The sequence below is a fragment of the Corynebacterium sp. MSK150 genome (assembly GCF_030229215.1).
GTDB lineage: Bacteria > Actinomycetota > Actinomycetes > Mycobacteriales > Mycobacteriaceae > Corynebacterium.
Genome location: NZ_JASPHM010000002.1, coordinates 231,904 through 255,811 on the forward strand (window position 1 = coordinate 231,904; position 23,908 = coordinate 255,811).

Annotated in this window: 22 protein-coding genes; 21 read left to right on the top strand and 1 reads right to left on the bottom strand. The window is 57.8% G+C overall.

What is annotated here, in order from left to right; genetic code table 11:
* The first annotated feature begins 48 nt into the window (after window positions 1-48).
* The 21 genes from uvrA to tyrS all read left to right on the top strand — a co-directional run bounded on the left by uvrA (window position 49) and on the right by tyrS (window position 23,351).
* The gene (gene uvrA / locus QP941_RS02270; RefSeq protein ID WP_284867853.1) at window positions 49-2,889 is read left to right on the top strand and encodes an excinuclease ABC subunit UvrA; all 2,841 of its coding nucleotides are present in this window, start codon (window positions 49-51) and stop codon (window positions 2,887-2,889) included.
* Between the two features lie 7 nt (window positions 2,890-2,896).
* The gene (locus QP941_RS02275; RefSeq protein WP_284867854.1) at window positions 2,897-3,745 is read left to right on the top strand and encodes a serine hydrolase; all 849 of its coding nucleotides are present in this window, start codon (window positions 2,897-2,899) and stop codon (window positions 3,743-3,745) included.
* A 270-nt stretch (window positions 3,746-4,015) separates the two neighbouring features.
* Window positions 4,016-4,537 (top strand): translation initiation factor IF-3, encoded by a 522-nt coding sequence (gene infC / locus QP941_RS02280; RefSeq protein ID WP_080970442.1) that lies wholly within the window; start codon window positions 4,016-4,018, stop codon window positions 4,535-4,537.
* 36 nt (window positions 4,538-4,573) lie between these two features.
* Entirely contained in the window at window positions 4,574-4,768 is a 195-nt protein-coding gene (rpmI, locus tag QP941_RS02285) for a 50S ribosomal protein L35 (RefSeq protein WP_005323265.1), read from the top strand.
* Window positions 4,769-4,823: 55 nt separating this feature from the next.
* The gene (gene rplT / locus QP941_RS02290; protein WP_284867855.1) at window positions 4,824-5,207 is read left to right on the top strand and encodes a 50S ribosomal protein L20; all 384 of its coding nucleotides are present in this window, start codon (window positions 4,824-4,826) and stop codon (window positions 5,205-5,207) included.
* A gap of 151 nt (window positions 5,208-5,358) precedes the next feature.
* Complete coding sequence (locus QP941_RS02295; protein ID WP_284867856.1) at window positions 5,359-5,811, top strand: TM2 domain-containing protein; 453 nt, start codon at window positions 5,359-5,361, stop codon at window positions 5,809-5,811.
* A 108-nt stretch (window positions 5,812-5,919) separates the two neighbouring features.
* Window positions 5,920-6,723 carry a TrmH family RNA methyltransferase gene (locus QP941_RS02300; RefSeq protein WP_239279288.1) on the top strand — a complete coding sequence of 268 codons (804 nt, stop codon included), beginning with the start codon at window positions 5,920-5,922 and terminating at the stop codon, window positions 6,721-6,723.
* Window positions 6,724-6,826: 103 nt separating this feature from the next.
* On the top strand, window positions 6,827-7,873 hold the full coding sequence (pheS, locus tag QP941_RS02305; RefSeq protein ID WP_284867857.1) for a phenylalanine--tRNA ligase subunit alpha: 1,047 nt from the start codon (window positions 6,827-6,829) through the stop codon (window positions 7,871-7,873).
* Window positions 7,874-7,897: 24 nt separating this feature from the next.
* Window positions 7,898-10,411, top strand: a complete 2,514-nt coding sequence (gene pheT / locus QP941_RS02310) for a phenylalanine--tRNA ligase subunit beta (RefSeq protein ID WP_284867858.1) — start codon at window positions 7,898-7,900, stop codon at window positions 10,409-10,411.
* Window positions 10,412-10,556: 145 nt separating this feature from the next.
* A complete protein-coding gene (gene argC, locus QP941_RS02315) occupies window positions 10,557-11,600 on the top strand; it encodes an N-acetyl-gamma-glutamyl-phosphate reductase (RefSeq protein ID WP_284867859.1) in 1,044 nt (347 codons plus the stop codon).
* Window positions 11,601-11,615: 15 nt separating this feature from the next.
* Window positions 11,616-12,785 (top strand): bifunctional glutamate N-acetyltransferase/amino-acid acetyltransferase ArgJ, encoded by a 1,170-nt coding sequence (gene argJ, locus QP941_RS02320; RefSeq protein ID WP_284867860.1) that lies wholly within the window; start codon window positions 11,616-11,618, stop codon window positions 12,783-12,785.
* A 13-nt stretch (window positions 12,786-12,798) separates the two neighbouring features.
* Window positions 12,799-13,734, top strand: a complete 936-nt coding sequence (gene argB, locus QP941_RS02325) for an acetylglutamate kinase (protein ID WP_284766176.1) — start codon at window positions 12,799-12,801, stop codon at window positions 13,732-13,734.
* The gene (locus QP941_RS02330; RefSeq protein WP_284867861.1) at window positions 13,731-14,909 is read left to right on the top strand and encodes an acetylornithine transaminase; all 1,179 of its coding nucleotides are present in this window, start codon (window positions 13,731-13,733) and stop codon (window positions 14,907-14,909) included. The genes argB and QP941_RS02330 overlap by 4 nt, the downstream gene beginning before the upstream one ends.
* The gene (gene argF / locus QP941_RS02335) at window positions 14,906-15,826 is read left to right on the top strand and encodes an ornithine carbamoyltransferase (RefSeq protein WP_284766174.1); all 921 of its coding nucleotides are present in this window, start codon (window positions 14,906-14,908) and stop codon (window positions 15,824-15,826) included. The genes QP941_RS02330 and argF overlap by 4 nt, the downstream gene beginning before the upstream one ends.
* Window positions 15,827-15,829: 3 nt before the next feature.
* Window positions 15,830-16,312 carry an arginine repressor gene (locus QP941_RS02340; protein WP_005323257.1) on the top strand — a complete coding sequence of 161 codons (483 nt, stop codon included), beginning with the start codon at window positions 15,830-15,832 and terminating at the stop codon, window positions 16,310-16,312.
* 81 nt (window positions 16,313-16,393) lie between these two features.
* On the top strand, window positions 16,394-17,614 hold the full coding sequence (locus QP941_RS02345) for an argininosuccinate synthase (protein ID WP_049378720.1): 1,221 nt from the start codon (window positions 16,394-16,396) through the stop codon (window positions 17,612-17,614).
* A 6-nt stretch (window positions 17,615-17,620) separates the two neighbouring features.
* Window positions 17,621-19,051 (top strand): argininosuccinate lyase, encoded by a 1,431-nt coding sequence (argH, locus tag QP941_RS02350; RefSeq protein WP_284766173.1) that lies wholly within the window; start codon window positions 17,621-17,623, stop codon window positions 19,049-19,051.
* Between the two features lie 219 nt (window positions 19,052-19,270).
* Entirely contained in the window at window positions 19,271-20,788 is a 1,518-nt protein-coding gene (locus QP941_RS02355) for an amino acid permease (RefSeq protein ID WP_284767341.1), read from the top strand.
* A gap of 12 nt (window positions 20,789-20,800) precedes the next feature.
* Window positions 20,801-21,838 carry an ornithine cyclodeaminase gene (ocd, locus tag QP941_RS02360; protein ID WP_005323253.1) on the top strand — a complete coding sequence of 346 codons (1,038 nt, stop codon included), beginning with the start codon at window positions 20,801-20,803 and terminating at the stop codon, window positions 21,836-21,838.
* Window positions 21,839-21,894: 56 nt separating this feature from the next.
* Window positions 21,895-22,068, top strand: a complete 174-nt coding sequence (locus QP941_RS02365; RefSeq protein ID WP_005323252.1) for a Trm112 family protein — start codon at window positions 21,895-21,897, stop codon at window positions 22,066-22,068.
* Window positions 22,069-22,091: 23 nt separating this feature from the next.
* On the top strand, window positions 22,092-23,351 hold the full coding sequence (tyrS, locus tag QP941_RS02370; protein WP_284867862.1) for a tyrosine--tRNA ligase: 1,260 nt from the start codon (window positions 22,092-22,094) through the stop codon (window positions 23,349-23,351).
* 271 nt (window positions 23,352-23,622) lie between these two features.
* Here tyrS and QP941_RS02375 read toward each other — a convergent pair.
* Window positions 23,623-23,908 (bottom strand): hypothetical protein (locus QP941_RS02375; RefSeq protein WP_284867863.1); only part of this gene is annotated, 286 nt, incomplete at its 5' end.

Sequence of the window (23,908 nt, forward strand, 5' to 3'; positions counted from 1 at the left end):
TACATTCGAGGGAAGATTGCAATCCCTAGTACTGGAGGTCTGAGCACAGTGGCTGATCGTTTGGTGGTGCGCGGTGCCCGCGAGCACAACCTCAAGGGCGTGGATATCGATATCCCCCGCGATAAAATGGTTGTTTTTACCGGCCTATCCGGCTCGGGTAAATCTTCGCTGGCCTTTGACACCATCTTCGCTGAAGGCCAGCGCCGCTACGTGGAATCCTTGAGTTCTTATGCCCGCATGTTCTTAGGGCAGATGGACAAGCCCAACGTGGAATTTATTGATGGCCTGTCACCCGCAGTGTCCATTGATCAAAAATCCACCAACCATAATCCACGCTCTACGGTGGGCACGATCACGGAGATCTACGACTACCTGCGCTTGCTATTTTCCCGTGCTGGTACGCCGCACTGCCCAAAGTGTGATGCGGTGATTGAGCGCCAAACGCCGCAGCAGATTGTGGATGCGGTGCTGGATCTGGAAGAAAAGCTGAAGTTCCAGGTGCTTGCACCGGTAGTTCGTAAGCGCAAGGGCGAGTTTGTGGATCTTTTTCAGGATCTTTCGGCGCAGGGTTACTCCCGCGTGCGAGTGGATGGAGAGACCCATCAGCTCAGCGATCCTCCCAAGCTCAAGAAGCAGATCAAGCACAATATTGAGGTAGTGGTTGACCGCCTGCAGGTAAAGGCCTCGCAGAAACAACGCTTAACGGATTCGGTGGAAACGGCCCTGCGCTTGGCGGATGGACTGGTCACCATCGAGTTCGTGGATAAGGAAGAGCTCACCCACACGTACTCGGAGAAGGCCGCCTGCCCTAATGGTCACACGCTGACCATTGAAGAGTATGAGCCCCGGGCCTTTTCCTTCAACGCCCCGTTCGGTTCTTGCCCAGTGTGCGATGGTTTGGGTACCAAGCTGGAAGTAGATGTTGACCTGCTTATTCCGGACCCAGATGCCCCGGCGGTTGATGCAATTCAGCCGTGGCACTCTTCTCCCAACTCCCGTTACTTTGTCAAGCTAGTGGAGGGTCTGGGCAAGGCAATGGGCTTTGACCCTAAGACCCCAGTGAGCGAATTGACCAAGGAGCAGCGCCACGCGCTCATCTATGGCACGGACGAGGAGGTGCAGGTTCGCTACAAAAACCGCTACGGGCGCCAGCGCAATTGGACCGCGCCGTTTGAGGGCGCGACTGGTTTCATTCACCGCAAGCTGGAAACGACCGATTCGCAGTCCCAAAAGGACCGCCTGCTGCAGTACACCCGCCGCGTGCCGTGTAGCACCTGTAAGGGCACGCGCCTGAAGCCGGAGATCTTGGCCGTCCGCTTGGCCTCTACTACTCACGGCGAGCAGTCCATTGCGGGGCTGTGTGCGCTTTCGATTGAAGATGCCTCTGAATTCCTGGACTCTTTGGTTCTGGGCCACCGCGAGGAAATCATTGCCGGTGCGGTACTCAAGGAAACCCAGGATCGGTTGCGCTTCCTTCTGGACGTCGGTCTGAATTACCTGACCCTGGATCGCGGCGCGTCCACGCTTTCGGGCGGCGAGGCGCAGCGCATTCGCCTAGCCACGCAGATTGGTTCCGGTTTGGCCGGCGTTCTGTACGTGCTCGATGAGCCTTCCATTGGGTTGCACCAACGCGATAACCAGCGCCTTATTAAGACCCTGCAGCGTTTGCGCGATATTGGCAATACCCTCATTGTGGTCGAGCATGATGAAGACACCATTCGGGAATCCGATTGGCTCGTCGATGTGGGCCCGCGTGCCGGTGAATATGGCGGCGAGGTGGTCTACCAGGGCGAACCGGCGGGAATTGAAAAGGTAGAGGAGTCCCTGACTGGCCAGTATCTTTCTGGCAAGAAGGTGCTCGCCGTCCCGGATCACCGCCGCGAGATTGACAAGGACCGCACCCTGAAAGTCGTAGGCGCGCGCGAGAATAACCTCAAGGGCATCAACGTCGAAATCCCGCTGGGAGTGCTGGCGTGCATTACCGGCGTTTCCGGCTCGGGTAAATCCACCGTGGTCAATGAGATTTTGGCCAAGACTTTGGCCAATAAGCTCAACCGCGCCCGCCAGGTCCCCGGCCGCGCCAAGCGCGTCGAGGGCGTGGAGCACTTGGATAAGTTGGTCCAGGTAGACCAGAGCCCGATTGGCCGTACCCCGCGTTCCAACCCGGCTACCTATACGGGCGTCTTTGACAAGATCCGTAATCTTTTTGCCGAAACCCAGGAGGCTAAGGTTCGCGGCTACAAGGCCGGCCGCTTCTCCTTCAACGTCAAGGGTGGACGCTGCGAGGCATGTCAAGGCGATGGCACCATCAAGATCGAGATGAACTTCCTGCCGGACGTGTATGTCCCATGTGAGGTGTGTGAGGGCGCTCGCTATAACCGCGAGACCCTGGAGGTGCACTACAAGGGAAAGAACATCGCTGAGGTTCTTGACATGCCGATTTCTGAGGCAGCGGACTTCTTCGAGCCCATCAACTCGATTCACCGCTACCTTGCCACGCTTGTCGACGTCGGCTTGGGCTACGTTCGCCTCGGCCAAGCCGCTACCACGCTGTCTGGCGGTGAGGCGCAACGCGTTAAGCTCGCCTCGGAGCTGCAAAAGCGCACCAACGGTAGGACCATCTACATCTTGGACGAGCCGACCACTGGTCTGCACTTTGAGGACATTCGCAAGTTGATGTTGGTTATCCAAGGCCTCGTTGACAAGGGCAATTCGGTGCTCATCATTGAGCACAACCTCGATGTCATCAAGGCTGCGGACTGGATCGTGGATATGGGGCCGGAAGGCGGCGCCGGCGGTGGCACCATAGTCGCCCAGGGTACCCCGGAAGATGTTGCGCAGGTGGAAGGCTCCTATACCGGAAGGTACCTAAAGGACATGTTGAAGTAGGGACACTGTGAATAGTTACCGCCTCGGCGCTAGCCTGCTGGCAGCGCTCACTCTGTTTACGGTGAGCGCCTGCTCCGGCGATCCTGAAACTGAAAACGTCCCAGCGCCGTCGACTAGCTCTCCGGCACCTGACCCGGACTCAGTGCGCACTCAGCTTGACCGTGCAGTAGACAAGACCGCAAGGAAGTACCACGCCAAGGTTGGGGTTGCTATTTCGGCCGGCGATGACACCATTGCTGTGGGCGATAAGGGCAAGGGCCCTGTCTGGTCAACCATCAAGGTGCCAATCGCCATCGCGGCGCTGAAAGACGGCGCGGACAAAAGCCTGGTTGACTTGGCAATCAAGGAATCAGATAACGATGCCGCCTATTCCTTGTGGTCCCAAGTGGAATGGCATGAAGGCTCCGCTGATAAGGCAGTAGAGGAATTGCTCGAAGACTATGGATCGCACGCGGATATCCATGACACCGCCTTCGGCTACTCCACGTGGTCATTGAAAGACCAAGCAGTCTTCGGTGCTGAATTGCCCTGCATTGAGGAGGCGGACTACGTCCACAAGGTGCTCAAAGACATTGTGGCTTGGCAGAAAATTGGTCTGTCGAAAGAGAAGCGAACCCGCGCCAAGAGCGGCTGGGGCTTGGATGAGGACGACAATGAGTACACCTACCGCCAATTTGGCGTCCACGAGGTGGCCGGCAAGCGCATCGGCGTCGCGTTATCTGTGGTTACCGATGGCGAGGACTATCCCAAAGCCGAACCTGCAGTAAAGGACCTTGCACATCAGCTGGTCGACATTGTTGATGCTGAGGTAGAGAAGGGAAACATTGAGCCAGCAGCCCAATGCAAGGATCGCTAGGCGAGTTGCGATTTGGTGGAAAGGGTAGAAACTGCTATCCTCAAAGCCACTACCGCCCATGACGCCTTTTCAAGGTTCGTGGGTCACAAGCGGAGTCTCTCCCACCCGATGCCGCGAACATGTTTCGTAGGATAAAGGTAAAGGTAACCAAGCACTTGTGCTTGGCACTGTGAGAACTCCCGGCTGTCTTTGGCAGACCGGGTTTGATTCGTTTGTGGTCCCGGTAGGTGAACTACTTACTCATACACCCCCTAATCGAGGAGAACCACAATCAGCGCTGAAGCTCGCATCAATGAGCGTATCCGAGTACCCGAGGTCCGTTTGGTAGGCCCCGGTGGTGAACAGGTGGGCATCGTCCGTACCGATGATGCTCGCAAGCTTGCGTACGAGGCTGACCTTGACTTGGTTGAGGTAGCCCCGAAGGCAAAGCCCCCAGTGGCCAAGATCATGGACTACGGCAAGTTCAAGTACGAGCAGGCTCAGAAGGCTCGCGAAGCCCGTAAGAACCAGCAGCAGACCGTGGTTAAGGAACAGAAGTTCCGCCCGAAGATCGATGATCACGATTATGAGACCAAGAAGGGTAACGTAGTTCGCTTCCTCGAGAAGGGATCCAAGGTCAAGGTAACCATCATGTTCCGTGGTCGTGAGCAATCGCGTCCGGAGCTGGGTTTCCGCCTCTTGGAGCGTTTGGCTGATGACGTCGCTGAAGTTGGCGTTGTTGAGTCCCGCCCCAAGCAGGATGGTCGCAATATGACCATGGTTTTGGGTCCGGTTCGCAAGGGCAAGAAGTAGACCAGATTCCACGTAGGATTTAAGGACTTAATACTCATGAAGCAGAAGACCCACAAGGGCACCGCAAAGCGTATCAAGGTGACCGGTTCCGGCAAGCTGCGCCGTGAGCAGGCTGGCCGCCGCCACCTGCTGGAGGGCAAGCCGTCCAAGCGTACCCGTCGCCTGAAGGGCACCGAGGCAGTCGCACAGCCTGACACCAAGCGCGTCAAGCGCCTGCTCGGCCGCGCATAATAGCGCCGAATCAACCCACATCCGCCATCACAATCTGAATTAAGGAAGTATCACTGTGGCACGAGTAAAGCGCTCAGTTAACGCAAAGAAGAAGCGTCGCGCGATTCTGAAGTCCGCTAAGGGCTACCGCGGCCAGCGTTCCCGCCTGTACCGTAAGGCGAAGGAGCAGTGGCTGCACTCCATGACTTACGCTTACCGCGATCGTCGCGCTCGTAAGTCTGAGTTCCGTAAGCTGTGGATCCAGCGCATCAACGCTGCTGCCCGCATGAACGACATCACTTACAACCGTCTCATCCACGGCCTGCGCCTGGCTGAGATCGAGATTGACCGCAAGATCCTCGCTGAGCTTGCCGTCAATGACTTCGAGGCATTCTCCGCACTGTGCGAGGCTGCTAAGGCTGCCCTGCCTGAGGACGTTAACGCTCCTAAGGCTGCCTAGTTACTAGGAATACAACGCCCGTTTCTCCGGCTTATGTGCCGGGTGAAGCGGGCTTTGTTCGTTTTGCATCTATCTGTCCAGTGAGCTCGGACTCGCATGTTACATTGAGTCCAGACCCCGAGTGACCCCGAGACCGAGGAGCAGATTTCCTGTGACAAACCCGAATGGCGGCTACCAGCCAGAAAACGGCGAGTATTCTGGCCAGTCCTATGACAACAACCAGGGCCAGCAGTACAACCCCTATAACCAGCAAGCCGGTTACCAGCCGCAATACAACCAAGGCTATGCACCACAACCGAATATGGGTTCCTATCCGGTGCAGCAGCAGTATGTGGCGCAGGGACAGCAAAAGTCTTGGATCGCTACTTTGCTTCTGTGCTTCTTCTTGGGCTGGTTTGGCGCGCATAACTTCTATACCGGCCGCACGACCTTCGGCGTAGCGCAGCTGGTACTTAATATCCTGGGCTGGGCTACTTTCTGGTTTTTGCTCGGATTCGCGTTTTGGGCCATCGTCGGAATCTGGGTCTTCATTGAGTTCATCATGATCATTGCCGGCGCCGGTGATTACGATAAGGACGCCCGCGGCGTGCCACTAGCTAAGTAGCACCGAACATTGTGATCCTGTTGCCCTACCGGCAACAGGATTTTTTGTTTTGCCTACGCAGCTGGGGCTGAGTCTGGGGCGAGGCAACTAGTAGGTAGGGTAGGAGCCATGAATTTGGATTTTGACTCTGCCTTTACTGAACGCACTCCGCGCATTGTTAACGCAGCCAAGCTGCACCGCGCGGCTAACCGGAAAAAGGCGAAGCAATTCCTGATTGAGGGAGAAAATGCCGTAGATGCCGCAGTGTCTACTGGCGCTGCTGTCGATGTTTTCGTCACTGAAAAGGCAGCAGAGCGCTTCGGTGACATTATTACCGCGTGTGGATACATGGGGGTCTACGTACATCCCATCACCGATAGGGCGGCTAAGCATTTATCTGATACCGCCACCACCACGGGGCTTTTCGCGCTATGCAAGCCAGTGCTGTGGTCCGCGGGTAAAATCCTTAACGGCAAGCCAAGTTTGGTTTCTGTTCCCGTGCTCACCTCGGAGCCGGGCAATGCAGGCACGTTGATTAGAACTTCCGACGCCATGGGCGCGGATGGAGTAATTTTTGCGGGCGAGACGGTCGATCCCCTCAGCTGCAAGGTAGCGCGCGCTTCAGCCGGTTCGCTCTTTCATGTCCCGGTAGCGCGGGATCCCAATATCAAAGACGTTTTGGGGCAGCTGCGTAAATCGGGCATGCAGATTGTGGCGACGGCCGCCGATGGGGAAGTAGACCTCGCAGAGGCAGATCTATCACAGCCAACGGCGTGGCTTTTTGGCAACGAGGCCCATGGGTTGGGGGAGCTACTGGAAGAAGCCGACATGCGGGTGCGTATTCCGCTACGCGGGCGCGCAGAGTCACTCAACCTAGCGACCGCCGCAAGTATCTGTCTCTATGAGTCAGCAAAGGCCCAAGAGCACAGCTAAGCAGAACCCCGAATGAAAAGGGGGTCCCTGGGGCGGTTGGACTAGCCGGGACAGAGTAAGATTGCACGCGTTAGTTTTCGCGCGAGAAGAAGGTACGAAGTACGTGTCCGATACACCGCAGATCGAATTGACCGAAGAGGCTCTCGGGGCCGCGGCCGATAAGGCTATCGCAGCCTTCGACGCAGCCGAAACGCTCGATGAGCTTGCTGCAGCCCGCCGCGAGCACCTAGGAGATGGCGGCTATATTCCGCAGGCGCGCCAGTCTTTGGGGCAGTTGCCCAAGGATCAGCGCAAGAGCGCTGGCAAGGCTGTCAACATGGCCCGCGGGAAGATGGAAAAGCGCTTTGCCCAGGTTAAGGACGTCTTGGAGCAGAAGGCTCGCGAAGAGCAATTGCGAGCAGAGACCGTAGATGTCACGATCCCTACCACCCGCACTCAGACTGGTGCCCTTCACCCGATTACCGCATTGTCGGAACGCATTGCGGATATTTTCGTCGGCATGGGCTGGGAAATCGCGGATGGCCCCGAGGTTGAGGCGGAGTACTTTAACTTCGACGCCCTGAACTTTAAGCCCGATCACCCAGCACGTACCCTGCAGGATACGTTCCACGTCTCCGGCGAGGGCTCTAAGCAGGTGCTACGCACGCACACCTCTCCGGTACAGGTGCGCACGATGCTGGAGCGCGATGTGCCGCTGTATATCGCTTGCCCAGGTCGCGTATTCCGCACCGATGAACTGGATGCCACCCATACCCCGGTTTTCCACCAGGTAGAGGGTTTGGCCGTGGATAAGGGCCTGACCATGGCTCACCTGCGCGGCGCCCTTGAGCACTTGGCCAAGGTGCTGTTCGGCCCGGAGACCACGACGCGCATGCGCGTGAATTACTTCCCGTTCACTGAGCCCTCTGCCGAGGTTGATGTGTGGTTCCCTAATAAGAAGGGCGGGGCCGGCTGGATCGAGTGGGGCGGCTGCGGCATGGTGAATCCCAATGTGCTGCGCGCCGTAGGCGTTGACCCAGAGGAATACACGGGCTTTGCCTTCGGTATGGGCCTCGAGCGCACGCTGCAGTTCCGCAATGGCTTGACCGATATGCGCGACATGGTCGAAGGCGATGTCCGCTTCACCCTGCCGTTTGGCGTGCAGGCTTAAAACCCAGAAAGGATAGACACACTAATGCTTATTTCCCAAGACTGGGTCACCCGCATCCTGGGCGCTAAGAATCCTGGTTGGAATGTTTCCGCTGCCGATATGGACTCCGGATTCGTGCGCGTCGGTTTTGAAACCGAAGGTTATGCTGCCGTTCCGGAGAGCACCGGTCCGCTGGTCATCGGCCAGGTGGTAGAGATCGAGGAACTTACTCAGTTCAAAAAGCCCATCCGCTACTGCCAGGTCAACGTGGGCCAGGCTAATGGTACGGGCGAGCTGCAGGGAATCATTTGCGGTGCCCGCAACTTCCGCCTGAATGACTATGTCGTCGTAGCTCTTCCTGGATCGGAACTGCCAGGTGGCTTCAAAATTGCGGCTCGCGAGACCTACGACCACATCTCCAATGGCATGCTATGCTCCGGCGCTGAGCTCGGTCTAGGTGCACAAGCGAACGGCATCATCGTCTTGGGCGATGACGTCGCCGATAAGGTGGGCGAGGACGCTCGCCTGATTATTGGGCTGCACGATACCGACTTTGACGTCAACATCACCCCGGATCGCGGCTACGCCCTGTCCGCGCGCGGTTTGAGTCGTGAGATTGCCTCGGCTTTCGATCTGGAATTTGCCGATATTGCCGAGGAGCCGTCGGTTGCTGGCATTGATACCTCTGCTGTTCCGAAGGCGCAGGGCTCGCTTATCGACGTCACTCTAGACCCCGCGACCAAGGCGCAGCGTTTCGGCCTGCGCAAGGTCTCTGGCATCGACCCGCAGGCGCGCACCCCGTTCTGGCTGGAGCGCGAGCTCATGCTCTGCGGCCAGCGCAGCGTGAACCTGCCCACGGACATTACTAACTATGTGATGTTGCTTTTGGGTGCCCCGATGCATGCATTTGACGCCAACGTTATCCAAGGAAGTCTCGTTGTCCGTAATGCGGACGAAGGCGAAAAGTTTGAGACCTTGGATCACGTAAAGCGTGAGCTTTCTGCAGAAGATGTGGTCATCTGCGATGACAACGGCATCCAGTCGCTGGCCGGTGTCATGGGCGGTACCACCTCCGAAATCTCCGCGGAGACCACTGATGTGGTCTTCGAATCCGCTATCTGGGATCCGATCACCGTGGCGCGCACCTCCCGCCGCCATAAGTTGTCGTCCGAGTCCTCCCGCCGCTTCGAGCGCGGCGTGGACCCTGCGATTGTCGAGGTCGCTCTAGACACCGCATGTGCGCTCTTGCAGCAGCTGGCGGGCGGCACCATTGAGGAAGGACGGACGCTAATCGGGGACGTCGCCAAGCGCGAGCCCATTGCCCTGCGCACCGCAAAGGCCAGCGAGTATGCCGGCGTTGACTACTCCCGTGAGACCGTGATTTCCCGCCTTGAGGAAGTCGGCTGCACTGTCGCTGATGAGGGCGACATGCTGCAGGTAACGCCTGCATCGTGGCGCACCGATATCTCTATGGATGTTGACCTCATTGAGGAAGTCCTACGTCTTGAGGGCTTGGAGGACATTCCTACCGTCCTGCCTACTCCGGCCGGCGGTCGCGGTCTCACCCCAGCGCAGAAGCGTCGCCGCGCTATTGGTCACGGCTTGGCCTATGCCGGTTATGCAGAGGTATTGCCGGCCCCGTTCGTGGCGAACGACACCTTTGATGTGTGGGGCTTGGACAAGGATGATCCTCGCCGCCGCACCGTAGAGGTGCAGAATCCGCTTGAGGCAGATAAGGCCATCTTGTCCACGACTCTGCTCCCGAACATGCTGGAGGCCATCGGGCGCAATGTTGCTCGCGGCCGCAACGACCTTGCTCTGTACGGGCTGCAGCAGGTGGCGTTTAAGCGCGCTGAGGCATCGCCCATGCCTTCCGTAGAGCAACGACCTTCTGAGCAGGTTGTTTCCGAACTTCTGGATACCCTTCCTGAGCAACCGCTGCACGTTGCAACGGTGGCCACCGGCAATATTGAGCATGAGGGACCGTGGGGCGAGGGTCGCGCATATAGCTATGCCGACGCTATCGAATCCGCCCGCCAGGTCGCCCGCGCCGCCGGTGTGGACATCGAGTTGGAGGCAGCGCAGGCTCTTCCCTGGCATCCAGGCCGTTGTGCTGCCGTGAAGGTGGCTGGCACTGACATCGTTCTGGGCCATGCCGGTGAGCTTCACCCGCAGGTTTTGGAGGCGCTGAACCTGCCGGCGCGCACCTGCGCTATGGAGCTGGACGTTACCGCTATGCCATTGGAAGAGAAGTTCCCTGCGCCGGTACTGTCCTCCTTCCCGGCGTTGCACCAGGACATTGCCCTCGTGGTGGATGAAGACGTCCCAGCAGAGCGCGTGCGCGCCACCGTGGAAGAGGGAGCGGGCGAGCTTATCGAGTCCGTCGAGCTCTTCGACATCTTCCGTGGCGAGCAGTTGGGCGAGGGCAAGAAGTCCTTGGCCTTCCAGCTTCTGTTCCGTGCAGCGGATCGCACGTTGACCGATGAGGAAGTCAACGAGCACCGCACGGCGGCAGCAGAACTGGCTAAGCAACGCTTGGGCGCAGTGATGCGCGCATAGCTTTCCCCACGGAGGGGCGGTGAGATTTAGCTCACCGCCCCTTTTTTCATACATTTTTCATTCCTGGCGATGCAATTACCAGGGATTTTTCCCGCTTTGCGTGAATAACATACGGCCGGGTGTATTTATTGCTATAGTCGCTCCTATGACGATTTCAGTAGCAATAGCAGGCGCCACCGGATACGCAGGAAGCGAGATTCTGCGCCTGCTGTTATCTCACCCGGCCTATCTCTGCGGGGGCTTGCGCATTGGCGCGTTGACGGCACATTCCACCGCCGGGAAGACGGTAGCTGAGCTCATGCCGCACCTGCCTCAGTTGGCGGGTCGCGTTATTGAAGAGACGACCGTTGAAAATCTCCGTGGGCATGATGTTGTCTTTTTCGGCCTACCGCACGGGTACTCTGCTGACATCGCCCAACAACTAGGCCAGCAGACCACCGTGATCGATTGTGCGGCCGATTTTCGCCTTCGTAGCAAGTCCGACTGGGATGCTTTCTACGGCGGCGACTATGCCGGAAGCTGGCCCTATGGAATTCCGGAGGTGCCCGGCAATAGAGAAGCGCTGCGGCGTGCTCACCGAATAGCAGTACCGGGATGTTTTCCTACGGCGGTCACCCTTGGGGTTCTCCCGGCCGTGGCGCACGAGCTCGTTGAGCCAAACCTTTCGGTCATTGCTATCACCGGAGTCTCTGGTGCCGGGAAGAAAGCTTCTGTAGCGCAGCTTGGCGCGGAGACCATGGGAAACCTCAAAGCATATAAGCCTGGCGGGACGCACCGGCACACCCCAGAGATCCTGCAAAACCTGCAGCCTTTTGCCAAGGAGAAGCTCTCCGTTAGCTTTACACCGGTTCTCGCGCCCTTGCCCCGTGGGATTTTGGCGACGACTACGGCGGGGCTTAAAGGGGGCGTCGGCAAGCGTGACGTGAAGACAGCATTCCGCGACTTTTATGTCCAAGAGCCCTTTTGCCACGTCCTTCCCACCGGGCAGCAACCCGAAACCCAGAACGTCGTGGGCACCAACATGGTCCATATCCAAGCTCACGTGGACGAACGCGCCCGACGGCTCGTTGTCACATCAGCGCTAGACAACCTGTGCAAGGGAACGGCTGGCGCCGCGTTGCAATGCATGAACCTGGCACTTGGCTGGGATGAAACCTCGGGCCTGCCGCAAGCGGCCGTAGCCCCATAACACTAGGAGAATACAATGAGTACAGCTGGGATCACCGGCCCCGCCGGCTTTAGCGCCGGCGCAACTACAGCGGGGATTATGCCCTCCGGCACGCCCGATATGGCTTTGGTGGTCAATAACGGACCTCGCTTCGACGCGGCGGCAGTCTTTACCCGCAACCGCGTGGTGGCCTCGCCGGTGAAACTCTCCCGCAAAGCGATCAGCGATGGTCAATTGGCTGCGGTCATCTTCAATTCTGGAAACGCCAATGCGTGCAATGGTGCGCAGGGCGACAAGGACGCCGCTGCGCTGGTAGCCGAGGTCGCTCACTCCCTGCGCCTTCCCGAGGGAGACATTGCCGCCTGTTCGACGGGACTTATCGGTGAGCCCATGCCAATGCACAAGGTGTTGGCTGGTGCGGCCGACGTAGTGAAGGGCCTTGGCACGAGTGCGGAACACGCACACGCGGCAGCCGCAGCCATTATGACCACCGATACCGTGACCAAAGAAGCCACCTATACTACGGACGGCTGGTCGGTGGGGGCCATGGGCAAGGGAGTAGGCATGATGGCTCCTTCTCTCGCAACAATGTTGGTATGCCTTACTACCGACGCCGCCGCGAGTGCTCCCGCACTCCACAGCGCCCTAGACAAGGCCGCAGCCAAGACTTTTAACACCCTCGACGTAGATGGGTCTACCTCCACCAATGACACGGTAATCCTCATGTCTTCTGGGGCATCGGGGATTACACCCAGCCAAGAAGACCTTGATGCGGCGGTGCTCGCGGTGTGCGCGGACATTGCGGACCAATTGCAAGCGGATGCGGAAGGCGTGACTAAGCGCGTCAAAATCACGGTAGAGGGCACGGCTACGGATAACCAGGCCCTCAATGCCGCGCGCACCTTGGGCCGCGACAACCTATTTAAGTGCGCCATGTTTGGTTCCGATCCTAATTGGGGACGTGTCCTCGCCGCTGTGGGAATGGCAGATGCAGAAATGGATCCGGACAACATCTCCGTCTATTTCAATGACCAGCCGGTCTGTCTAGCATCAACGGGCACGCCGGGGGCACGCGAGGTGGACCTGAGCGGCGCCGATATTGATGTTCGCGTGGATCTGGGCACGGGAGGCGCGGGGTCGGCATTCGTGCGCACGACGGATCTCTCCCATGCCTACGTGGAAATCAATTCGGCGTATAGCTCCTAGGGAGGAGATGAGAATGATTAGCGGACTTAGGGACCACGAGCGGGCCACTGTCTTGGCAGATGCACTGCCGTGGCTCCAGCACTATCGGGACACCATAGTGGTGGTGAAATATGGCGGAAATGCCATGGTGGATGAGGAGCTCAAGGCGGCCTTTGCGGCGGATATGGTCTTTTTGCGCACCGTCGGTGTCCATCCCGTGGTGGTCCACGGTGGCGGGCCACAGATCAACTCTATGCTGCAGAAGCTCGGCATTGAAGGGCAGTTTCGGGGCGGATTCCGCGTGACCTCGCCGGAAGTCATGGACGTCGTGCGCATGGTGCTGTTTGGGCAGGTGGGCCGCGGATTGGTCAACCTCATCAATTCCCATGGTCCTTATGCAGTGGGGACCTCAGGAGAAGATGCAGGACTATTTCGGGCTACGAAACGGCTGGTGGAGATCGATGGACAACCTACCGATATTGGCATGGTCGGCGACATCGTAGAGGTCAACCCTGCAGCCGTCATGGATATTATCCAGGCCGGACGCATCCCTGTGGTCTCGACCATTGCACCGGGAGAGGATGGCGCTATTTATAACATCAACGCCGATAGTGCGGCTGGCGCCTTGGCCAGCGCGATTGGGGCTGAGCGATTAATCATCCTTACCAACGTAGAAGGGCTATATACGGACTGGCCGAACCGTGAGTCCTTGGTATCAAAGATTGAATGTGGCCGGCTATCCCATCTATTGCCGCACTTGGACTCCGGCATGATTCCCAAAATGGAGTCCTGCCTTAAGGCGGTAAAAGCTGGGGTATCGGCCGCCCACGTTATTGATGGCCGGATTGGACACTCGGTGCTTTTAGAACTATTTACCCCTGGCGGCGTCGGAACCATGGTGCTGCCAGATGACTATGACAAACACGACTACCCCGAAGGGACCATCTTCAGGAAGGACGATGCAGCATGAACAAGCCACCGAGCTTGACCACACGGTGGTCGGAGACGATTGTAGATGCCTACGGCACGCCACCGATAGGCCTCGTCTCCGGCCAAGGAGCAACGCTTACCGATGAGGAGGGGAAGAGCTATATCGACCTTCTCGCTGGGATTGCTGTCAACTCTTTGGGCTATGGCAATGAGCAGGTGGCGCAGGCAGTTTCGCACCAGGCCCGCACCTTGGTGCATACCTCGAACCTCTTTGCCACGCAGCCGGTGGTCGACGCCGGGGAGAAGTTGATTAGGCGGGTAGGGGATAGCGGTGCCCGCGTCTTCTTCTGCAACTCTGGCGCCGAAGCGAACGAGGCCGCATTTAAGCTTGCCCGCTTGACTGGCAGGCGCCGAATCCTCGCGGCGGAGCACGGCTTCCATGGCCGCACCATGGGTGCGCTTGCCCTGACCGGCCAGCCCGATAAGCAGCGCGCCTTCCACCCACTACCGGGCGGGGTCGAATTCTACCCGTTCGGGGACGCGAACTACCTGCGTCAGGTGGTAGAGCAAGATCCCACCGATACCGCGGCGATCATCCTTGAGCCCATTCAGGGAGAGACCGGCGTCATTCCGGCCCCTGCGGAATTCATGCAGAAGGTAAGCGAGCTGTGCGATGAATTCGGCATTTTGCTCATGGTGGATGAAGTGCAGACGGGCGTGGGCCGTACGGGTACCTTTTTCGCCCACGAGGTAGAAGGCGTTCAACCGGATGTCATCACCATGGCAAAGGGTTTGGGCGCCGGAGTACCCATCGGTGCGACCATTGCCCGAGGTCGCGCCAAGGATTTGTTTAAACCTGGCTCCCATGGCTCCACCTTTGGCGGAAACCCCGTGGCCTGTGCTGCAGCAAACGTAGTACTTGACACCGTGGATGCGGACTTTCTTGCGGAAGTTACCCGTAAGGGTGACTATCTGCGGCAAGAGATTGAAAAATTGTCGCTTGTAGAACGCGTGCGCGGCCGCGGTCTGATGCTCGGCATTGTATTAGCAAAACCGGTGGCTAAGCAGGTCGTGCGCGATGGGCTTGCACAGGGGCTCATCCTCAACGCACCCAGTGAGAATGTACTCCGCCTCACCCCACCCTTGGTTATTTCCCACGATGAACTAGACACAGCACTGACAACACTTCGGACGATAATGGAGGAACTGGCATGAGCCTGCGACACTTTCTGGCTGACGACGATCTCAGCCCACAAGAACAAGCAACCGTTTTGGATCTAGCTGAAAGGCTCAAGAAGGATCCCTTTGCAGAGCGCCCACTAGAGGGGCCTAAGACCGTGGCGGTGCTCTTTGATAAAACGTCTACGCGGACCCGTTTTTCCTTTGAAACCGCAGTAGCGAATATGGGCGGCAAGGGCATTACCGTCGATACTTCTACGACTCAGATGGGCAAAGGGGAGTCCTACCAAGACACGGCCGCGGTGCTTTCGCGGTACGTGGAGGCAATCGTGTGGCGCACCTTTGACCATGACAATCTCCTCCAGATGGCGGAGACTGCTACCGTTCCTCTGGTGAATGCGCTTTCTGACGACCTGCATCCCTGCCAGATTTTGGCTGACCTGCTGACCTGTCGCGAGAATTTGGGTGACCTTGAAGGTAAAAAGGCCGTCTACCTGGGCGATGGTGATAATAATATGGCTAACTCCTACATGATTGGTTTCGCCACGGCCGGCATGGACGTCTCTATTATCGCGCCCGAAGGATTCCAGCCGCGGCAGGAATTCGTCGACCGCGCGCGCAAGCGGGGCAACATCACCATTACTGATGACGTCGATGAAGTTGAAGGCGCAGACGTAGTCATCACAGATACTTGGATCTCTATGGGGCAGGAAAACGATGGCCGCGATAGGCGTACGCCGTTTCTGCCATATCAGGTTGATTCGACCATAATGAGCAAGGCGCATAAGGATGCAATATTCTTACATTGTTTGCCGGCGTACCGTGGAAATGAGGTCACGGCTGAGGTAATTGATGGACCACAGTCGCGCGTCTTTGATGAAGCGGAAAACCGCCTGCATGCACAGAAAGCGCTTCTTGTCTGGTTGCTCGAAATAAATAAGGAGACCAACTAAGTAATGAACACCCCGACCACCCGCAATGCTCGGCAGGCCAAGATCTTGGAGATTTTAGATCGCAATCGCGTCACCAGCCAAGTGCAACTATCCGAGCTTCTTCTCGCAGACGGCATCGACATCACGCAAGCCACTTTGTCCCGTGACTTGGATGAGTTGGGAGCGAAGAAGGTAAAGCGCGATGGTGGCCGTTCCTACTACGTGGTCGGCGGTGAGCTGGAGCAATTTGAAGACCAGGTGGGCGGCCCCCGTGAAAAGCTGCGCCGCATGCTCGATGAGCTGGTGGTATCCCATGATTCTTCCGGCAATATAGCCATGTTGCGCACCCCAGCCGGTGCGGCCCAGTACCTTGCCAGCTTTATTGACAGGGTGGGGCTGCACGATGTCATTGGTTGCATCGCCGGCGATGACACCATCTTCGTCTTGGCGCGCGAGGGCGTCACGGGAGCAGATCTGGCAGTGACACTTACCACGCGGAATATTTAGACGGCGGTGGTGGCAATCCAGACCACCATCGTATATTATGTACTTAGATGAATTGTTTCCAATAGAACAAGGAGATTAACCATGTCCGCACGCGTAGTCTTGGCTTACTCTGGTGGCCTTGATACTTCCGTTGCTATCCCATACCTGGCAAAAATGACCGGCGGTGACGTAGTCGCTGTTTCCCTGGACTTGGGCCAGGGCGGCGAAGATATGGAATCGGTTCGCCAGCGTGCACTTGACTGCGGTGCCGTAGAGTCCATCGTTATCGATGCCAAGGATGAGTTTGCAGAGGAATACTGCGTTCCCACCATCAAGGCAAACGGCATGTACATGAAGCAGTACCCGCTGGTATCGGCTATTTCCCGCCCCCTCATTACCAAGCACTTGGTGAAAGCAGCCCAGGAATTCGGCGGAACCCACGTCTCCCACGGTTGCACCGGCAAGGGTAATGACCAGGTACGCTTCGAGGTTTCCTTCCGCGCCCAGGATCCTTCCCTCGAAATCATCGCCCCTGCGCGCGATTATGCCTGGACCCGCGATAAAGCCATCGCCTTCGCGGAAGAGATTAACCTGCCGATTGAGCAGTCCGCTTCCTCGCCATTTTCCATCGATCAGAACCTGTGGGGCCGCGCGGTAGAGACCGGTTTCCTTGAGGATCTGTGGAACCCGCCAACAAAGGATCTCTACGCCTATACCGAGGACCCGAGCCTGGGTAATGCCCCGGATGAAATCATCATCTCCTTCGAGAAGGGCATCCCGGTGGCAGTCGATGGCCAGAAGATGTCCCCGCTGCAGATTATTGAAGAGGTCAACCGCCGCGCTGGTGCGCAGGGCATTGGCCGTCTGGATATGGTGGAGGACCGCTTGGTAGGCATTAAGTCCCGTGAGGTCTATGAGGCTCCAGGCGCCATGGTCCTCATCCAGGCCCACGAGGCGCTGGAGGATGTCACCGTGGAGCGCGAGTTGGCTCGCTACAAGCGCTTGACCGATGCCCGCTGGTCCGAGGAGGTCTATGACGGTCTCTGGCACTCGCCGCTGAAGCGTTCCCTGGATGCCTTCGTTGAGGAGTCCCAGGAAAACGTCACCGGTGATATCCGCCTGAGCATGCATGCCGGTACCGCCACAGTCACCGGCCGCCGTTCCGGCCAGTCGCTGTACTCCTTTGACCTGGCTACGTATGACACTGGCGATACCTTCGATCAGACCGCTGCTAAAGGCTTTGTGCAGCTGCACGGCCTGTCCACCCAGATCTCCAACCAGCGCGACCGCGACGGCGGTTTCCCTACCAGCGCGCAGAAGTAGGAGCACATGGAACCGCATAAGACTAATGAGGGTGCCCTATGGGGCGGCCGCTTCTCGGGTGGTCCATCTGAGGCGATGTTTGCCCTCTCTGTATCTACCCACTTTGACTGGGTGCTGGCACCATATGACGTACTAGCCTCCAAGGCGCATGCCAAGGTGCTGCACAAAGCTGGCTTGCTTTCCGACGTCGACTTGGACACCATGCTCTCCGGCCTCACCGAGCTAGGGGAGAAAGTGGCCTCCGGTGAGTTCCGCCCAGCGCCCACGGACGAGGACGTCCACGGTGCGATGGAGCGCGGGCTCATCGAGATTGTGGGTCCAGAGGTAGGCGGTCGTCTGCGCGCCGGCCGTTCCCGTAATGACCAGGTCGCGACGCTGTTTCGCATGTGGGTGCGCGATGCCATTCGCGATACCGCGGCTCAGGTGAGCGACTTGGTGGATGCCTTGGCTGATCAGGCAGCAGCACATCCGGACGCCATTATGCCGGGCAAAACTCACTCGCAGGCGGCACAGCCAGTTCTTTTGGCGCATGAGCTACTGGGCCATGCGCAGCCACTTCTGCGCGATATTGAGCGTCTGCAGGATCTGGATAAGCGCTTGGCTGTATCGCCCTATGGTTCTGGCGCTCTAGCCGGTTCCTCCTTGCAGCTAGATCCGGAAGCCATTGCAGAGGAACTCGGCTTTGATGCCGCCGCGGAGAACTCCTTGGATGGCACTGCGGCTCGTGACTTCGCCTCCGAGACGGCATTCGTCTTGGCGCAGATTGCCGTCGATATGTCCCGACTTTCGGAAGAAATTATCTACTGGTGTACGCCGGAATACGGCTACGTCACCCTGGATGATGCATGGTCGACCGGCTCGTCCATCATGCCGCAAAAGAAGAATCCGGACGTGCCGGAGCTTACCCGCGGCAAGACCGGCCGCCTTATTGGTAACCTCACCGGTCTCCTGTCCACGCTAAAGGCACAGCCGCTGGCCTATAACCGCGACCTGCAGGAAGATAAGGAGCCCATCGTTGATTCGGTGGCGCAGCTTAACCTGCTGCTGCCGGCAATGACGGGGTTGGTGTCCACGCTGACTTTCCACGAGGACCGCATGCGCGAACTTGCCCCGCGCGGGTTCACGCTGGCTACCGACTTGGCCGAATGGATGGTTCGCCAAGGCGTTCCTTTCCGCGAGGCGCACGAAGCGTCCGGCGCCTGCGTGCGCATCGCTGAGGAGCGGGGAGTTGACCTGGTGGAGCTCACCGATGAGGAATTGGCGGACGTCGACAAGCGGCTGAAGCCTAGCGTCCGTGAAGTACTCACTATCGACGGGGCAGTGGCCTCTCGTGCCACCAAGGGCGGCACCGCTGGTGTCCGCGTGGCTGAGCAGCGCGAGACTGTCCGCGAGCGTGCCGCGGCTGCTCGCGCGTGGGCGCAGAAGCCGCTGCGCTAATTCTCAGTGCGCTTTAAAAACCGCATGGTCTTTGGCCATGCGGTTCTTTTTTGTCTCGCTGCGGGGGTGGGAGATTGACCCCCATTCCCAACCCTTCAACTGCGTTGTTGAACACAATGGGGGTACCGGTGACATGGGTAACAGTGTGGTGCGTTAGTATTCTTGCAGGGAATGTGACCTAACAGACTCGTTCACCGTAATGAAAGGACGATCTCTCCTATGACAGTAAATTCTCCGCCGTCCCCAGATGGGCCACACGAGAATGAAAAGGCGGTCTACGCCTCGGAAGACCACGGCCTGCAAAAGGGAATGGGCAATCGCCAGTTACAGATGATCGCCATCGGTTCCGCAATCGGTACTGGCCTTCTCCTGGGCACCGGCAGCCGCCTGCAAGACGCGGGCCCCTTCCTCGCCGTGCTGTACCTCGTATGTGGCTTCTTTGGCTACATCATCTTGCGTTCACTTGGCGAGCTCATCGTCTATCGCCCCAGCTCCGGCTCCTTCGTGTCTTATGCTCGCGAGTTTTATGGCGAGAAGACCGCTTTCGTCACCGGCTGGTTGTACTGGGGAAACTGGGCCATGACTCTTGTGGCGGATGGCACAGCCGTCGCCATCTACATCAAGTGGTTTAGTCAGTACACGTCGTGGCTCGACTCCGTCCCGCAGTGGACACTTGCGCTCGTGGTCATCTGCGGCATCCTCCTGTTCAATATGCTCTCCGTGAAGATCTTCGGCGAGCTGGAGTACTGGTTCTCCTTGATCAAGATCGTCGCGCTGCTCATCTTCATGTTTGTGGCCATCGGCGTCCTCATCTTTGGCCACCCGAGTGGCGACCCGACCGGCTTTAGTCTCATTTCTGATACCGGCGGCTGGCTGCCTAATGGCTTGATGCCTGCCGTGATCGTCATCCAGGGCGTCGTCTTCGCCTATGCCGGCATTGAGCTTGTCGGCACCACCTCCGGCGAGACCAAGAACGTAGAAAAGCACATTCCGCGTGCAGTCAACAACGTGCTGCTGCGCATCCTGATTTTCTACTTCGGTTCCGTGCTGCTGCTCACGCTCGTGCTGCCGTACACCAATTACGTCGCTGACGTATCGCCGTTTGTGACCTTCTTTGAATCCCTCGGTGTAGGTGCGGCGGCCCCGATTTTCCAGCTTGTCGTTATCACCGCTGCGATTTCCTCGCTCAACGCCGGCCTGTATTCCACCGGCCGCATTATGTACAACATGTCCACTTCCGGCTCCGGCCCGAAGTTTGGCGCTCGCATGTCCAAGTCTGGCGTGCCCTACGGAGGCATCGTCATGGCGGCCATGGTGGGCTTGGTAGGCGTCTTCCTCAACTATGTGGTGCCGGAGATGGCGTTTGAAATCGTGCTCAACCTGGCAGCCTTGGGTACATTGGCGTCTTGGGCGGCAGTTGCGCTCTCGCACCTCAAATTTGTGCGCCTGGCTAAGAGTGGAAGCTACACCCGACCGGGATACCGCTCGCCGTTTGGCGAAGGCGGAGACTGGGCAGTGCTCATCTTCATTGGCCTAGTCATTATCTTGATGGCCTTTGATTATCCAATCGGTACTTTTGCACTTGCGTCGACCCTGCTCCTCGTTCCGGTCTTTATGGCAATGTGGTACGCATGGCGCGACCGCATTCGCGCCATCGCGGAAGAGAAGAAGGCCAAGCACCTGCCAACCTCCAGCTTCCCGGCCGCACCGCAAACAGACCTTCACCCAAAGAAATAGAAAGGAACTTTTATGAACCACGCAGTTAAGTTCGTAGATGTAGAGAATATGGCGCGCTGGATTCAGCGCGAAGGCGTAGAAAACATCATTACCGGAATGGTGGACTACCTCGAGGCCGACTACCGCGAGTGGGAGCGCTTCGACAAGATTCCGCGCGTTGCCTCCCACACCCCGTTCGGCGTTATCGAGCTCATGCCTACCTCCAATGGCAAGGAGTACTCCTTCAAGTACGTCAACGGTCACCCCTCCAACCCGGCTCGCGGTTTCCAGACCGTCACTGCCTTTGGCGTGCTTGCCGACGTCGACAATGGTTACCCCACCTTCGAAGCCGAGATGACGCTGCTTACTGCCCTGCGTACCGCCGCGACGTCCGCCATGGTGGCAAAGCACTTGGCACGCAAGGATTCCAAGCGCATGGCCATGGTTGGAGCCGGCTCCCAGTCCGAGTTCCAGGCACTTGGCTTCCGCGGCGTTATGGGAATTGAGGACATCACCATCTATGACATCGACCCTGAGGCGGTAGAAAAGTTCAAGCGCAACTTGGAGCCACTGGGCTTTAATATCACTGCTTGCTCCAGCGTCGACGAGGCGGTTTTGGGTGCAGACATCATCACCACCTGTACCGCAGACAAGGCTCAAAACCAGATTCTGGCTGAGCGCCACGTCGCTCCAGGCGTCCACCTCAATGCCGTTGGCGGTGACTGCCCGGGCAAGACCGAGCTGGAGAGCTCCATCCTGGACAAGTCCAAGGTCTTCGTAGAGTTCCCAGAGCAGACCCGTATCGAAGGTGAAATCCAGCAGAAGCCGGAGGACTTCCCGGTTGTCGAGTTCTACCAGGTGCTCACTGGCCAGGCCACCGGCCGCGATGACGATGAGCAGATCACCCTCTTCGACGATGTCGGATTCGCCATCAACGACTTCTCCGCCCTGCGTTACCTGCGCGATTCCGTCAAGGGCACCGATTTGGAGTCCGAGATTGACATCATCGCCAACCCCGATGATCCCAAGGATCTCTTCTCCCTGGTTGCAAACGTTCCGTCCCTGCTCTAAGGCCAAAGTGGGGTAGGGGGATCCAACTTCTTCCTCTACCCGCTAAGATAAGACGCATGAGTCTTGACCCGAAGTTGCTAGAGGTCCTTGTCTGCCCGCAAGACAAGGGCCCTTTGACATATCTGGAAGATAAACAGGTTCTCGTCAACGAGCGGCTGGGCATTGCCTATCCCATTGAGGATGACATCCCAGTGATGCTTGTAGACCACGCCCAGAAATGGCCAGCTTAACCTCGACTCTCAGAAAGACTCCCATGAATATCATCGATGAACTGCAATGGCGTGGACTGATTAACCAGTCCACCGATCTTGAGGCCCTGCGCGAGGCATGCGAGAACCCCATCGCACTGTACTGCGGCTTCGACCCCACGGGTGACTCCCTCCATGCAGGCCACTTGGTCCCACTTATCATGCTGCGCCGCTTCCAAAACGCGGGCCACCACCCAATTGCACTGGCGGGTGGCGCAACTGGCTTCATCGGCGATCCGCGCGACGTCGGCGAGCGTTCGATGCTGAGTGAGGAAGACCTGGCCCATAACCTCGAAGCCATCAAGGGGCAGCTGCGTCGGTTCATCGATTTCGACGGCGAGCAGGCTGCCACCATGGTCAACAACGCCGATTGGACCATGAACATGTCCGTCATCGACTTTTTGCGTGACGTGGGTAAGAACTTCTCCCTTAACACGATGTTGGATCGCGATACCGTAAAGCGGCGCCTCGAGGGCGACGGCATTTCTTACACCGAGTTTTCCTACATGCTCTTGCAGTCCAATGACTTTGTGCAGCTCCGGCGCGAGCGCGATTGCGTATTGCAGATCGGCGGCGGCGATCAGTGGGGCAACATCGTCTCTGGCGTAGACCTTAACCGTCGTATCGATGGCACCAAGGTACATGGTCTTACGGTACCGCTGGTTACCGACGCCTCCGGACAGAAGTTCGGCAAGTCTACTGGCGGCGGAAAGCTTTGGCTCGATCCGGAAAAGACTTCCGCATACTCCTGGTACCAGTACTTCCTCAATGCCGGTGATTCTGTAGTCATTGACTACCTGCGCTGGTTTACCTTCCTGACGCAGGAGGAAATTGCGGAATACGAGCGCGCGGTGGAAGAGGAGCCTTATAAGCGTGCGGCTCAGCGTCGCTTGGCTCAAGAGATGACCGATCTGGTTCACGGCGAACAGGCAACCAAGGCTGTCGAGTTTGCTGCTCAAGCACTATTCGGTAAGGCGGAACTTTCCGAGCTTGATGAAAAGACCCTTGCCGGTGCGCTTTCGGAAACCACTGTCGCGGAAATTGCCGCCGGCGAACCGCGCACCATTGTTGACCTACTGGTGGCCAGCGGTTTGGCCGATTCCAAGGGTGCTGCTCGCCGCACCATCAAGGAAGGCGGCGCCTACGTCAATAACCAGCGCATCGAATCGGCAGAGTGGGAGCCGTCTACCGACGACCTCCTGCATGGCAGCTGGCTCGTTCTGCGCCGAGGCAAGAAGAACTTCGCTGGCGCTAAGTTGAGCTAAGCAGCAATAGATGACGCCCATTCCACTCGTTGGAAGGGCGTCATTTTTCATTTTTGCATTCTGTCCTGCGGGTTTGTGTTGTGTGGTTGTGGTGGACTACATTAATCCAAGTCGCCGCGAGGTAGCCGGGAGGTTACTTCTTAGCGAATTTTGTACGGGCTTGGTTCAAGGATTTGACAGGGTTCAATGATTTGAGTAAGTTTGTACGAGCCGCCAACGAGAGGTTAACGGGAAGTTAATTTTTTGTGGTGTGTGGATGATGTTTGAGAACTCAATAGTGTGCCAATGTACTTTTTATTTTTTGTGTGCATGGTTGTGTGTTGATTGGTTTGTCTGCCAATGGGCCTTTAGGTGGTTTGTTGGTTGGTGTGTGCCGGTTGGGTATGTGGAACACGTACTCATTTGAATGCTGTTTGGTGTTTCGGCTGCATTGAGATGGATTGGTTGGCATGTGATTGTGTTCAACTTTTTGGTTTCCTCTTTTTGACCCCGTCGGGTTGAGGGGACTGTATTTTTTCTTTGTAGTAATTTTTTGGACGCCAGCACAGGCTTTTGTG

Coding starts and splice junctions, on each gene's coding strand:
- argB (WP_284766176.1), top strand. CDS start 12,799: ATGATTAGCGGACTTAGGGACCACGAGCGGGCCACTGTCTTGGCAGAT.
- tyrS (WP_284867862.1), top strand. CDS start 22,092: ATGAATATCATCGATGAACTGCAATGGCGTGGACTGATTAACCAGTCC.
- argJ (WP_284867860.1), top strand. CDS start 11,616: ATGAGTACAGCTGGGATCACCGGCCCCGCCGGCTTTAGCGCCGGCGCA.
- rpmI (WP_005323265.1), top strand. CDS start 4,574: ATGAAGCAGAAGACCCACAAGGGCACCGCAAAGCGTATCAAGGTGACC.
- QP941_RS02365 (WP_005323252.1), top strand. CDS start 21,895: ATGAGTCTTGACCCGAAGTTGCTAGAGGTCCTTGTCTGCCCGCAAGAC.
- QP941_RS02330 (WP_284867861.1), top strand. CDS start 13,731: ATGAACAAGCCACCGAGCTTGACCACACGGTGGTCGGAGACGATTGTA.
- argC (WP_284867859.1), top strand. CDS start 10,557: ATGACGATTTCAGTAGCAATAGCAGGCGCCACCGGATACGCAGGAAGC.
- ocd (WP_005323253.1), top strand. CDS start 20,801: ATGAACCACGCAGTTAAGTTCGTAGATGTAGAGAATATGGCGCGCTGG.
- argF (WP_284766174.1), top strand. CDS start 14,906: ATGAGCCTGCGACACTTTCTGGCTGACGACGATCTCAGCCCACAAGAA.
- QP941_RS02345 (WP_049378720.1), top strand. CDS start 16,394: ATGTCCGCACGCGTAGTCTTGGCTTACTCTGGTGGCCTTGATACTTCC.
- QP941_RS02300 (WP_239279288.1), top strand. CDS start 5,920: ATGAATTTGGATTTTGACTCTGCCTTTACTGAACGCACTCCGCGCATT.
- QP941_RS02355 (WP_284767341.1), top strand. CDS start 19,271: ATGACAGTAAATTCTCCGCCGTCCCCAGATGGGCCACACGAGAATGAA.
- pheT (WP_284867858.1), top strand. CDS start 7,898: ATGCTTATTTCCCAAGACTGGGTCACCCGCATCCTGGGCGCTAAGAAT.
- argH (WP_284766173.1), top strand. CDS start 17,621: ATGGAACCGCATAAGACTAATGAGGGTGCCCTATGGGGCGGCCGCTTC.
- QP941_RS02340 (WP_005323257.1), top strand. CDS start 15,830: ATGAACACCCCGACCACCCGCAATGCTCGGCAGGCCAAGATCTTGGAG.